Source organism: Ectothiorhodospiraceae bacterium BW-2, assembly GCA_008375315.1.
Lineage (GTDB): Bacteria > Pseudomonadota > Gammaproteobacteria > Thiohalomonadales > Thiohalomonadaceae > BW-2.
The window spans coordinates 4,061,928-4,074,140 of sequence record CP032507.1; the positions used below are offsets into that span (position 1 = coordinate 4,061,928).

Consider the following 12,213-nt stretch of genomic DNA (forward strand, 5'->3'; position numbering starts at 1 on the left):
CGCAAAGATGCCACCACTCCCCGCCTGCCCCGCCATACCGGCTAGGTTACCTGCCGGTGAGCTTCGCGCCTTCCCCGACATCGATTGTGCCCTCACCGAGCCGAACGGCCTGCTGGCCATCGGCGGTGAGCTTAATCAACACAACCTGCTGCTCGCCTATCGGCACGGCATCTTTCCTTGGTATAGCGCCCAAGAGCCCCTGCTGTGGTGGAGCCCGGCACCACGGGCGGTACTGCGTCCCGATACAGTCAAAATAAGCCGCTCACTTAAAAAAACCCTGCGCCACCGAGGCTTTACACTCACCATGGATGAGGCGTTTATCGAGGTCATTCGACACTGTAGTGAGCCGCGCCGCTACAGCGATGGCACCTGGATTACCCCCGACATGCAGCGAGCCTATATCGAGCTGCATCAGGCCGGCTATGCCCACTCGGTCGAGTGCTGGTTCGAACAACAGCTAGTCGGCGGCCTCTACGGTCTGGCCATCGGCAAGCTCTTTTTTGGCGAGTCGATGTTCTCACGCCTCAGTGACGCCTCGAAAGTCGCGCTCATCGCCCTCGCACAGCAGCTACAGCGGTGGGAGTATCGGCTCATCGACTGTCAGGTCGGCTCCCCCCACACTTACTCCCTAGGGGCGTTCGATATCAGCCGTGAAGCGTTAAAACAGTACCTCACACGCTACAGCCACCCCACCGACTACCGCCGTGGCTCGTGGCAGCTAGATCCCACCCTACCTACGACCCCTTAGGAGCTCGACATGGGAGCCCACTGGCCATCACAACTCTACTTCTATATGACCCCTCCCCACGAGTGCAGCTATCTTCCACCGCAGCAGGCGACCACACTACTGGCCGATCCGAGCTATCCGATGGAGATGGCGCAGTTTAACCTACTAAGTGAAATGGGCTTTCGCCGTAGCGGCGATAGCGTCTATGCCCCCCGCTGTCGCAGCTGTAACGCCTGCCTACCGGTACGGGTCGTGGTGGAGCGCTTTCGCCCTAACCGTAGCCAGCGACGGAATCTGAAACTCAATCGCGATATCACCCTAACGCTCCTCCCCGCCCACCCGCCGACAGCTGAGTTACAGCAGCTCTATCAGCGCTATATCACCACCCGCCATAGCGATGGGGGGATGGCCAATGATGGTCCGAACGGCTTTACTGAGTTCTTTCTTAGCCGCTGGTGCGACACCCTGTTTCTGGAGTTTCGGTTAGAGCAGCAGCTCATCGCCGTCTCGGTTATCGATCAGCTACAGCAGGGGCTCTCGGCGGTCTATACTTTTTTTGATCCGGAACACGCTAAACGGGGTCTCGGCACCTTTGCCGTGCTACAGCTCATTGAGCTCTGCCGCCAACGACACCTCCCTTGGCTCTATCTTGGCTATCTGATCCATCAGCAGCCGAAAATGGCCTACAAACGCAACTTTCAACCCTATCAGCTCTTGGTCGGGGAGAGCTGGGTTACTGTCTCGTAGCCGATACGCCACTCATACCCCCCCTCATCATTGGCAACTCGCTGCTGCTTGAGGAGTACCCGACTGAGATCGCTCTTCAGCCTCATGCGGCTATAGACCCCAACCACAACATTATCCCGATAGAGCGTGGCGACAACACGCAGCGTCGCCCCCCCTCCCTGCTGCTGCTGCTGCTCTAGCAGCACCTCTAGCTCGCCGTCGATAAAGTTAGCATCACTCTCAAGCGAAAGAGCCTGCTGTTGGCGCTGCCCTCGCTCTACCTCAATCGCATCGAGACGGGAGAAGATAGCCTCTAGCTCCGCTTCAGCGCGGTTAATCTGCTGCTGTAGCGCCTCTAACCGCTGCGTTAGCCTTCTCGCCTCCATCGACTGCTGATTCCCAAGCTGCTGTCGCTGTATCGTCAGCCGCTGCTGCTCAACTCGGGCGCTATCCTGCCGCTGCGCCACGGCGGTAATGGTGTCGTTAATCTGCCGCCGCTCCTGCGTTAGCAGCTCACACTGCTCCCGATGCTGCTGCCGCTGTGCCTTTAACGCCTCTAACTGCTGCTGCCGCGACTCAATGTCGCGCTGCAACTTATAGCAGGTGCCAAATTCGATCTGGTTAGGCGAGCCCCCCTCCTCGCTCCCCGCCTGTTTGAGGGTGATATCACCGCAGCTACTGAGATGGCTATTGAGCAGTGTCACCCGTTCACCGATAAAGCTGCCGCCGCAGTGGACGACCGAGTGGATGACCTCTCTATCGACCACGATATCGCCACTAGCCTCAATATCGGCATTGAGGATGAAATGGGCTCGAAGATGGCCGCCACAGCGAATTTTAGCACCGATAATCCCCCCCTGTACCAAGACATCGCCTACGATCTCGATCTCTGCCTGCCACACCTCTTTGGCCGTCAGCTTTCCCCCTTTAACCTTAAAACCCTCTCTCACCGCCCCTCCGACCTGAATATCGCCATCATAGATCACATGACCGCTGCTGTAGTCGATATCGCCCTGAATTTTATGGACATCAAAGACAAAAATAGCGCCCGTACTAGTCACCGCCGGCGCGCCGTGCAGCAACGCTTCAACCCCCATGCGATCGTCACTCAACCTAACCCCCTTACCGATATTGAGCTTGGGAGTTTTGAGCTTAGCGGGCGTGATCGCCTTGCCGAAGATATTCTTGCCCGCTCTGCCGGCAACAGCGGCATGGAGCTGCGCTAGCCGCTCCCCCGGTTCGACCATCGGCAGCTCGCCCCGATCACGATAGTCGATCTGCCCCCCCTCTTTAATCGTGCCGACGCGAAGCGGATCGGTATCGAATAGATACTCGATATAGCCCGCCCGCCCCTCTATCGGCGGGGTCGAGACGGCGATGACAAATGTCCCGCTCTCCCCCTCCTCGCCACGCAACAGCCGCTGTAGATGCTCATCGTCGAGCAGGCCATAGATCACTCGCGCCTTTTTTAACATCGCCTTTAGGCGACTGAGCCCATCCTCGGCTCGATCAGGTTTAAATAGCACCAGTTCGCACTGCTCACCAAGGCGATCGGTCTTCAGCTCAAAAGTGAGCTCAACGCCCCCCTCCTCCGGCTCGCCCCCCTTTTCACTCTCGGGCCGCACTCTATCGAGACGCTGCTGCTCGACCAGAATCTCATCTCGCTGTTCGGGTCGCAGCGCCCCCTGCGCCACTAAAATATGGCCGATTAACTCCGCCTTATGGCGTTGGTTAAACTGTGCTCGTTGTCGAGCTAACGCTTCGCTCACCTGTAGCTCGGTCAGCCAGCCTCGCCCTACCGCTAACTGACCAAAACGGCGATCTAGTTGCCGTACTGTGCGCATTTTATGCAGCGCCACTATCTGATCAAATTGCTCTTGGCTCAGTAGGCCATCTTCAATCAATAGCTGTCGTAGCGAAATAGGCTCTCTGTTAGCGTGAAGCTGCTTGGCCTTATTGAGTAGCGCTTTAAGCTGGACATCAGTCATCAAACGCTCTTTTTTGGCCAATAGCCCTAGCTGTAGTATCAGTGGCCGACGCCGTAATGCTCCCCCCGCTGCCGCAGCCATCGGCTATACTCCGGGGAGCAGCGACTCACCGCGATAGAGCTGCCCGATGGGCTCGCGCTGGCGAATGAGGTGGCTCTGTGCCCCATCGACCATCACTTCGGCCACTCGCGCACGGCTGTTATAGTTAGAGCTCATGCTAAAGCCGTAGGCTCCGGCAGAGCGCACCACGAGCAGATCCCCCGGCTGTAGCACCAGCGATCGCTCTTTGGCTAAAAAGTCGCCCGTTTCACACACCGGCCCGACAATATCGTAACTCACCGCCTCCCCCTGACGGATCATCACCGGTTCGACCCGCTGCCACGCCTGATAGAGCGAGGGGCGCAGCAGATCGTTCATCGCCGCATCGACAATAGCGAACTGTTTATCGGCCTGCGGTTTCAGATACTCGACTCGGGTTAGCAGCACTCCGGCGTTACCAACGATCGCTCTACCTGGCTCTAGCAACAGCTCCAGCTCCCACCCCTTTAGCCGCTGCAGTAGCGGCAGAGCGTACTCCTCTGGTAGCGGCGGGGTCTCATCGCGATAGCGAATCCCCAACCCGCCCCCCATATCGATGTGGCGCAGTTTAATCCCGACCTCGCTGAGCGCCTCGACTAAGGCTAAGACCCGATCCAGTGCCGCCACAAACGGTGCCACTTCGGTCAGCTGCGAGCCGATATGGCAATCGACCCCAATCACCTCTAACCAAGGACTCTGCGCCATCTGCTGGTAGATCGGCAGCGACTGCGGCAGCGCAATGCCAAATTTGTTCTCTTTCAAGCCAGTGGAGATATAGGGGTGGGTGTTGGCATCGACATCGGGGTTCACTCGCAGCGATACCGGTGCCCGCTGGCCGTGTGCGGCGGCAATGGTCGTGATGCGTGCTAGCTCCGGCAGCGATTCGATATTAAAGCAGTGAATCCCCAACTCCAGCGCCCGCTCAATCTCATCGACCCGCTTACCGACACCGGAGAAGATCACTTTCGCCGGATCGCCACCGGCGGCCACTACCCGCTCCAACTCGCCGATGGAGACAATATCAAACCCCGAACCGAGCCGCGCGAGCAGGTTTAAAATCGCTAAATTAGAGTTCGCTTTGACGGCATAACAGATCTGGTGCGGTATCGAGGCTAGCGCACTATCAAACGCCTGCCAGTGGCGCTCAATCGTCGCCCGTGAATAGAGATAGCAGGGGGTGCCATAAGTGGCCGCTATCTCGCTTAACGCCACCTGTTCGCAAAAGAGTTGATTCTCTTGATAGTGAAAATGATCCATTAGCTACCCCTCATCTAAATCTAAGAGCAGCGTCTGTGCTGCCTGTAATAGCTCGGTATGGCCATCATAGCCGGCCTGACGCATCTGCTCGCAGGGGCGGTGAATGAGGCGGTTGGTCAACTGTCGCGCCAGCTCGACCACCACCTCACTCGCCGCCCCCCCCCGCTCTAGCCGCCGCAATGCCTGCGCTACGGAGCGATCTCGCAGCGCCTCACTCTGTAGGCGATAGTGGCGAATCGTCTCCACCGCCTCTAGCGATCGCATCCAAGCTAAAAAGTGGCCCGCCCGAGTCTCGATAATCTCCTCTGCCTGCTGTGCTGCCTCCTGACGCGAGCGCAGCCCCTCATCGATAATCTCCCGTAGATCATCGACCGTATAGAGGTAGATATCGTCCAAACGCCCCACCTCCGGCTCGATATCTCGGGGGACGGCAATATCGACCATCAGCACCGGCCTATGTTTGCGCTGTTTTAGAGCAGTCGCCACCATCGTTTGGCTGACGATCGGCGTTTGACTCGCGGTCGAGGCGATCACCAAATCGGCTTCGGCCAGATGCTCCGGCAGCTCGCTTAGCGCAATCGCATACCCCGCCACCTCACTCGCGAGTGTGTGCGCCCGCTCAAAGGTACGATTAGCAATCACCATTTGGCCGATACCACTCTCTCGCAGGTGGCGGGCGACCAGCTCAATCGTCTCCCCCGCCCCAATAAGTAGCGCGGTGTGATCACTTAACGAGGAGAAGAACTGCCTTGAGAGCGTCACCGCTGCAAAAGCGACCGAGACCGGACTAGCGCCGATGGCGGTATCGCTGCGCACCTGCTTAGCAACATTAAAGGTGTGTTGAAAGAGTCGATTGAGCAGCGGTCCTACCGTACGACAATCGCACGCCCTAGAAAAAGCCTGCTTCATCTGCCCCAAAATTTGCGGCTCGCCTAAGACCAACGAATCGAGCCCACTGGCGACTCGAAAGATGTGCTGCACCGCCTCGCGCCCACTATAGCGATAGGCATAGGGCTGAAACTGCCGCTCTGACAGGTGGTGAAACTGACCAAACCACTGCAGCAGCTCGCGCTGCCGAGCGCTATCGATATCGCAATAGAGTTCCGTACGGTTACAGGTCGAGAGAATGGTCGCTTCAGCGGCGATCTCAGTGCCGATTAGCTGCCGTAGCGCCGCCTCGATCTGCTCTGGCGCAAAGGCGACCCGCTCCCGCAGCTCCACCGGTGCCGTCTTATGATTGATACCAAACGCTAACAGACCCATGATCGATTTATCTACTCTGACTCCCAAAGGGGGGGGATTGTGCCCCAGCCGCCGGTTTAGCTCAAGATTATCGACCATTTTTTACCACAAGCGGGGCGCTATATGCTACTTTTAAGCCGTGTCATACCTAACAAGACTCCTATTCGCCCTCTCGCTGCTGCTACCGCTACAGGCGGTGGCCAAGCCCCATGCGCAACTCTGGCCGCCGCTGAAGTGGCAAGGAGCGCTTCCCGAGATCACGCTAGCCTCGACACCGCAGCCCCACTGGCTAGATAGCTACCACCAGCGCCTCTCCGAAGCCCTCATCGACACCTCAACCGCGATAGATAGCTACCTCAGTCAGACACCGACTCACGAGAGGAGCCGCAGCCGTCTGCAACTCACCAGCGGCCTACGCTGGAGAGAGGCAGGCCAGCTCCTCCCCTACCACGAAATAGATGCCCATATCGATTTTCCGCGCTTAAAACGCAAACTCTATATCGAATTTAACCGCCAAGAGGGGAAGCCAGATAACAATCACAATCACAATCACAATCACAATCACAATAACACCCCGAACAACAACCTTACCCTCGGTTTAGGGACGATTAGAGAGCTCGGCGAGCGACTCAACTGGCGCCTTCGCAGCGGAGTACAACTAGAGCAGTTTAAGCTCGATCCCTTTATCTACGGCCGTATCGAATGGCAGCGCCAGCTCTCACCCTGGCGGCTCACGCTGCGAAGCGAGCTGCGCCACAGCCACCTAGACGGTAACCTCTGGCAGCAGCAGCTACAGTGGCGGCGCCCCCTCGCCCCGCGCACGAAGTTTAGCAGCCTCAGCTACCACCAGCGCGATCTACAGCAAGAGAAGATCCTCCTCGGCCAGCGACTACTCTTGAGCCATCAGCTCAACTCACCGAACTATCTGACGCTGCTACTGAGCCTCGAAAGCGCCAACTGGATCGACTACCGCCTCAACGAGTGCTATCTGCAACTGGGCTACCACCACCCCTTCCGGCGGCGCTGGCTACGGTTAGAGGTTCTACCGCGACTGGAGCGACAACGCAGTGATGGCTTTCACACCCGCGCCTCAATTGCGATACAAATGGTGGCGACACTCGGCTCAGGAATGCGCTAAACTGGCCCCTTGCCATTTTATCCATACCTAACCTGTCACACCCAAGGGGAGTTTCATGAGCCAAACCGATCCCAATGTTATCTGGCACCACGCCACGGTCACCCGCGAGCGGCGTCAACTACAGCAGCAGCACAAAAGCGTCGTACTCTGGTTTACCGGCCTCTCTGGCTCGGGTAAATCGACCCTAGCCCACGCCGTCGAAGAGCAGCTCTATCAGCGCGGATGCAAAACGATGGTGCTCGATGGCGACAATGTGCGCCACGGCCTCTGCGCCGATTTAGGCTTTAGTGATCGCGATAGACAGGAGAATATTCGCCGTATTGGCGAAGTCTCAAAGCTCTTTTTAGAGGCGGGCGTGATTACCCTCACCGCCTTTATCTCCCCGTTTCGTGAAGATAGAGATAGCGTGCGCAAACTGATGCCGCACGGCGATTTTTTTGAGATCTACTGCCACGCCTCGCTCGAAACCTGTGAGGCACGCGATCCGAAGGGGCTCTATAAGAAGGCGCGTAACGGCGAAATTGCCCACTTTACCGGCATTAGCTCCCCCTACGAAGCGCCCCATCAACCAGAGCTCGATATTGATACCGACAACCAGACTCTAGCGCAGTGCGTCGATAGCGTACTTGAGATACTACAGTCACGCGGCATTATCCTGCTGCGCTAAAAGAGCACCTAACAGAACTAAGAACAGAACGCCATGGCCAACTACGATATTTTTAACGGCGATGCTGATGGCATCTGTGCCCTCATTCAGCGACGCCTTGCCGATCCTAAACCCGATGCGACGCTAATTACCGGCGTTAAACGCGATATCGCCCTGCTAAAAAAGATCGCGGCGAAGACCACCAGAGGCGATCAGATCACGGTACTCGATATCGCTGTAGAGAAGAATTTAGCCCCATTAGAGCAAGCCTTAGCTAATGGGGCGACGGTGTGGTATGCCGATCACCACCGCCCAGGGCCTCTCCCCGACCATAGCGGCTTAACCGCCCATATCGATACCGCAGCGACCACCTGCACCAGTCTCATTGTCGATCAAACCCTACAAGGGCGCTATCGCCCGTGGGCCGTGGTAGCCGCCTTTGGCGACGGCCTGCTCGATAGCGCGATGGAGGCGGCCAAACCGCTCCAGCTCACTCCGCTCCAACGACAACAGCTACGACAACTAGGGGAGCTGCTCAACTATAACGGCTACGGTGCTGAACTTGACGATCTCCACTGCCACCCCGCAGCGCTCTATCAACAACTGGTTCAATTCGAACACCCGCTCGATTTCTTAGCCGCTAATAGCGACACCTGGCAGCGGCTACAGCAGGGGTATGAGGCCGATATGGCCGCCACCGCAGCGCTTTCAGCTACCCATTGTGATGCCGCCACTGCGCTCTATATTCTGCCCGATGAGCCGTGGGCACGGCGCGTTAGCGGCGTCTTTGCCAACCAACTGATGCAGCACCACCCCGATCGCGCCCATGCCATTTTGACCGATAGGGGCGATCACTATGTCGTGAGCGTCCGTGCCCCCTACCGCCAGCGCGAAGGGGCGGTTGATCTCTGTCGCCAGTTTGAAACCGGCGGCGGTCGTGCGGGTGCGGCCGGCATTAACCACCTCCCGCAAAGTGAACTCCAGCGCTTCACGACGCTATTTCAACGGCAATACCCCCTCTCATAGAGCCATTAACAGATACCCATGAACCAAGCTATTCTCGACTTTTTACGCCAACACGCCCCCTTTAACCAGATGGAGAGCGACCACCTTAACTATCTAGCCGCCGAGTTAGTTCCCCACGACTACGCTCAAAATCGGCAACTCACCGGCCCGGAGGCGGGGGTCGCCCAACAGCTATTTATTATCTGGCAAGGAGAGATCCGCGGCCTCTCGGCCGACGGGGAGAGAGCCGAGCAGCTATGGGAGCTCTCACCCGGCGAGCTCTTTCCGATCGGGGCGCTACTCGCCGGCCGGCCGGTACGGGTGCGCTACCTCGCCTCGCAACCGAGCCGCTGCCTGCAACTGCCCCGCGAGGCGTTTGAGACGCTGCGCCACCTCAGCGCTCCGTTTGAGGATTTTTGTACTCGGCGAATGGCGAGCCTGCTCGATCAGACGCTACAGACGATTCAGCAGCAGTCGGCTCACCGCATCACCTCCGATAACCGTTTTAACCTAAAATTAAGTCAAATTTCGCAGCGCCAGCCGCTAACGGTCGCCCCCGATACCCCGATTCAGAGCGCCCTAGAGCTGATGGAGCAGCAGCACAGCAGTTCGGTCGTCACCGTCAATCGAGAGGGGATCGCCACCGGCCTACTCTCGCTACACGATCTGATTACGCGCATTATTTTGCCCAAAACAGATCTACAGCGACCGGTCGGTGAGATTGTCACCCACGGCTTAATTACCCTCACCCCCGATAGCCGCCTCTACGAAGCGGCTCTATTAATGGCTCGCCATGCGATTAGCCACATTCCGCTACTCGATAGCCAACAGCGCCTCTGCGGCATGGTCTCGGAGCGAGATCTCTTTACCCTACAGCAGGTCGGCATCGTCCATCTAAGTGAAGCTATCACGCGGGCGACGACGATGGCTGAGTTGAGCCATATTCGGGCCAAAATGGCCCTATTAGTCGAACAGATGCTGGCCGAAGGGGTCGCGGTAGAGCAGCTAACGAGCCTCATTAGTGCGCTCAATGATCGTATCACCCACCAGCTCATTGAGCTGGTGCAGCGCGATATGAATACCGATCTCCCCCCCTTTAGCTGGCTCAGTTTTGGCAGCGAAGGGCGCAGCGAACAGACCTTAGTCAGCGATCAAGATAACGGTATTCTATTTGCCGATAGCGCTAATAACGATGCCCATCGCCAACGGCTGCTCCCGTTTGCTAAAGCGGTTAACCAGGCGCTCGATCAGTGCGGATTTCCGCTCTGTAAGGGTAATATTATGGCCTCGAACCCCGACTGCTGTTTAAGTCTCGGTGAGTGGCAGCAGCGCTTTAGCCGCTGGATTGATCAAGGCACCCCCCAACACCTGCTACAGGCGACGATCTTTTTCGATATGCGGCGGCTCTACGGTGAGGCCGAACCTGTCGCCCAGCTACGCCAATTTCTCCTACAAAAGACGGCCAACAATAGCCGCTTTCGACAGCAGATGGCGGCGCTGGCGATGAGCCATCGCCCCCCGCTAGGGGTGATTCGTGACTTTGTCCTCTCCGGTCAACGCGATGCCCACCCCCATACACTCGATCTTAAAACCCAAGGGGTCACCCCCTTTGTTGACTGCGCCCGCATCTACACCCTCGCCCATGCTCTCGATGAGACCGGTACGGCGACAAGATTGCGGGCACTAGCTCAGGCGGGCCAGCTACGAGAGAGCGATGTGAATGCCTGGTGTGATAGCTACCATTTTATCCAACTGCTACGACTACAGCTCAATCAGCGCCAGCTTGAGCAGGGGGAGGAGGCGAGTAACTACCTCAATCCCGACCACCTCAATGAGCTGGAGCGGCGCATTCTGAAAGAGGCATTTCGGCAGGCACGAAAATTACAATCGAAACTTGCGCTCGATTATCAGCTATAATGACATCTCTGTGACACAACCCACGGGCGATAAGCCCTTAACAACAACTACAGGAGCGCTACGCTTATGTCAGAAGATCTCTCTCCCGCCGCCTACTGGCGGGAAAACCTTAAGGTATTGGCCATCTGCTTGGTGATATGGTTCATCGTCTCCTATCTACTGGGAATCATCCTAGTTGAACCCCTCAATAACCTCATGCTCGGCGGCTACCCGCTCGGCTTCTGGTTCGCCCAGCAAGGCTCTATCTATGTCTTTGTTGCCCTAATCTTCTTCTACGCTTGGAAGATGGGACAGCTCGATAAAAAATATGGCGTTGAAGAAGAGTAAGGAGCAGTAACAACGATGGAACTACAAACAATGACCTATATGGTAGTGGGCGCCACCTTCGCCCTCTACATCGGTATCGCTATCTGGGCGCGTGCGGCGACCACCGGCGAGTTCTATGTCGCTGGCAAGGGGGTTCACCCGATCGCTAACGGTATGGCCACCGGCGCTGACTGGATGAGCGCCGCCTCGTTTATCTCCATGGCGGGTCTGATCGCCTTTAATGGCTATGACGCTTCGGTCTATCTCATGGGCTGGACGGGGGGGTATGTCCTGCTAGCGATGCTATTAGCCCCCTATCTGCGCAAATTTGGGAAGTTTACCGTGCCGGAGTTTATCGGCGATCGCTACTACTCGCAGACGGCGCGAATTGTGGCGGTCATCTGCCTCATTGTCGCCTCAATTACCTATGTCATCGGCCAGATGAAGGGGATTGGGGTCGCCTTTTCGCGCTTTTTAGAGGTCGAGTTTGCCACTGGGCTTATCGCCGGTATGGGAATCGTCTTCTTCTACGCCGTTCTCGGTGGCATGAAGGGGATTACCTACACCCAAATCGCCCAATATGTCGTGATGATCTTCGCCTATACCGTGCCGGCGGTCTTTATCTCGCTACAGCTAACCGGCAACCCGCTACCACAGCTCGGTCTCGGCGGCTCGATGGCCGATGGCACCCCCCTGTTGGCCAAACTCGATGCCACTTTGGTCGAGCTCGGCTTTGCCCAATATACGGCGATGAAGGGGACGACCCTCAATATGGTACTGCTGACACTCTCTTTGATGATAGGCACTGCCGGTCTGCCCCATGTTATCGTCCGCTTCTTTACCGTGCCGAAAGTGGCTGATGCGCGTAAATCGGCCGGCTGGGCGCTGGTCTTTATCGCGATTCTCTATACCACTGCTCCAGCGGTCGGCGCGATGGCGATGTTGAACATGATTAACACGGTTCAAACCGAAGAGATCGGCTCACCACAGGGAAATTTAGTCTATGAAGAGCGACCAGAGTGGTTCAAAAACTGGGAGACGACCGGCCTGTTGAAGTTTGAGGATAAAAATGGCGATGGTCAAATTCAGTACTATAACGACAAAAATGCCGAGTTTGCCGCCAAAGCCGAACAGTTCGGCTGGCAGGGCAACGAAATCAGCAATTCAGGGGCAGCTCCATAAC

11 protein-coding genes are annotated in these 12,213 nt (G+C 57.1%); 8 read left to right on the forward strand and 3 right to left on the reverse strand.

The genetic code is table 11. The features are described 5' to 3' along the window. The first annotated feature begins 7 nt into the window (after nt 1-7). Both D5085_18695 and D5085_18700 read left to right on the forward strand, forming a co-directional pair. Nucleotides 8-748, forward strand: coding sequence for a leucyl/phenylalanyl-tRNA--protein transferase (locus D5085_18695; protein QEP44985.1), 741 nt, complete (start codon nt 8-10; stop codon nt 746-748). Between the two features lie 9 nt (nt 749-757). Continuing rightward, nucleotides 758-1,474: an arginyltransferase gene (locus D5085_18700; GenBank protein ID QEP44986.1), complete on the forward strand. Its 717-nt coding sequence runs from the start codon at nt 758-760 to the stop codon at nt 1,472-1,474. On the opposite strand, the gene D5085_18705 is transcribed toward D5085_18700, so the two are convergent. Genes D5085_18705 through D5085_18715 form a run of 3 tightly spaced genes read right to left on the reverse strand, consistent with a single transcriptional unit; the run spans nt 1,435 to nt 6,039 of the window. Next, complete coding sequence (locus D5085_18705; GenBank protein QEP44987.1) at nt 1,435-3,522, reverse strand: DUF342 domain-containing protein; 2,088 nt, start codon at nt 3,520-3,522, stop codon at nt 1,435-1,437. The two genes, D5085_18700 and D5085_18705, sit on opposite strands and share 40 nt — an antisense overlap. 3 nt (nt 3,523-3,525) lie before the next feature. Then, on the reverse strand, nt 3,526-4,776 hold the full coding sequence (lysA, locus tag D5085_18710; GenBank protein QEP44988.1) for a diaminopimelate decarboxylase: 1,251 nt from the start codon (nt 4,774-4,776) through the stop codon (nt 3,526-3,528). A 3-nt stretch (nt 4,777-4,779) separates the two neighbouring features. Beyond that, the gene (locus D5085_18715) at nt 4,780-6,039 is read right to left on the reverse strand and encodes a glutamyl-tRNA reductase (GenBank protein QEP45234.1); all 1,260 of its coding nucleotides are present in this window, start codon (nt 6,037-6,039) and stop codon (nt 4,780-4,782) included. A 118-nt stretch (nt 6,040-6,157) separates the two neighbouring features. On the opposite strand from D5085_18715, the gene D5085_18720 reads away from it, so the two are divergent. The 6 genes from D5085_18720 (at nt 6,158) to D5085_18745 (ending at nt 12,212) form a co-directional block, all read left to right on the forward strand. Beyond that, nucleotides 6,158-7,156, forward strand: coding sequence for a hypothetical protein (locus tag D5085_18720; GenBank protein QEP44989.1), 999 nt, complete (start codon nt 6,158-6,160; stop codon nt 7,154-7,156). Between the two features lie 55 nt (nt 7,157-7,211). Then, the gene (gene cysC, locus D5085_18725) at nt 7,212-7,823 is read left to right on the forward strand and encodes an adenylyl-sulfate kinase (GenBank protein QEP44990.1); all 612 of its coding nucleotides are present in this window, start codon (nt 7,212-7,214) and stop codon (nt 7,821-7,823) included. A gap of 33 nt (nt 7,824-7,856) precedes the next feature. Beyond that, nucleotides 7,857-8,828 (forward strand): hypothetical protein, encoded by a 972-nt coding sequence (locus D5085_18730; GenBank protein QEP44991.1) that lies wholly within the window; start codon nt 7,857-7,859, stop codon nt 8,826-8,828. A gap of 18 nt (nt 8,829-8,846) precedes the next feature. Continuing rightward, nucleotides 8,847-10,724, forward strand: a complete 1,878-nt coding sequence (locus tag D5085_18735) for a CBS domain-containing protein (protein QEP44992.1) — start codon at nt 8,847-8,849, stop codon at nt 10,722-10,724. Nucleotides 10,725-10,790: 66 nt separating this feature from the next. Next, the gene (locus D5085_18740) at nt 10,791-11,051 is read left to right on the forward strand and encodes a DUF4212 domain-containing protein (protein QEP44993.1); all 261 of its coding nucleotides are present in this window, start codon (nt 10,791-10,793) and stop codon (nt 11,049-11,051) included. A 15-nt stretch (nt 11,052-11,066) separates the two neighbouring features. Further along, on the forward strand, nt 11,067-12,212 hold the full coding sequence (locus D5085_18745) for a cation acetate symporter (protein QEP44994.1): 1,146 nt from the start codon (nt 11,067-11,069) through the stop codon (nt 12,210-12,212). Nucleotide 12,213 lies beyond the last annotated feature (1 nt).

Bases quoted from the DNA above. Each gene is read 5' to 3' on its own strand.
- D5085_18695 (QEP44985.1), top strand. From the start codon at position 8: ATGCCACCACTCCCCGCCTGCCCCGCCATACCGGCTAGGTTACCTGCC.
- D5085_18700 (QEP44986.1), top strand. From the start codon at position 758: ATGGGAGCCCACTGGCCATCACAACTCTACTTCTATATGACCCCTCCC.
- D5085_18705 (QEP44987.1), bottom strand. From the start codon at position 3,522: ATGGCTGCGGCAGCGGGGGGAGCATTACGGCGTCGGCCACTGATACTA.
- lysA (QEP44988.1), bottom strand. From the start codon at position 4,776: ATGGATCATTTTCACTATCAAGAGAATCAACTCTTTTGCGAACAGGTG.
- D5085_18715 (QEP45234.1), bottom strand. From the start codon at position 6,039: ATGGGTCTGTTAGCGTTTGGTATCAATCATAAGACGGCACCGGTGGAG.
- cysC (QEP44990.1), top strand. From the start codon at position 7,212: ATGAGCCAAACCGATCCCAATGTTATCTGGCACCACGCCACGGTCACC.
- D5085_18730 (QEP44991.1), top strand. From the start codon at position 7,857: ATGGCCAACTACGATATTTTTAACGGCGATGCTGATGGCATCTGTGCC.
- D5085_18735 (QEP44992.1), top strand. From the start codon at position 8,847: ATGAACCAAGCTATTCTCGACTTTTTACGCCAACACGCCCCCTTTAAC.
- D5085_18740 (QEP44993.1), top strand. From the start codon at position 10,791: ATGTCAGAAGATCTCTCTCCCGCCGCCTACTGGCGGGAAAACCTTAAG.
- D5085_18745 (QEP44994.1), top strand. From the start codon at position 11,067: ATGGAACTACAAACAATGACCTATATGGTAGTGGGCGCCACCTTCGCC.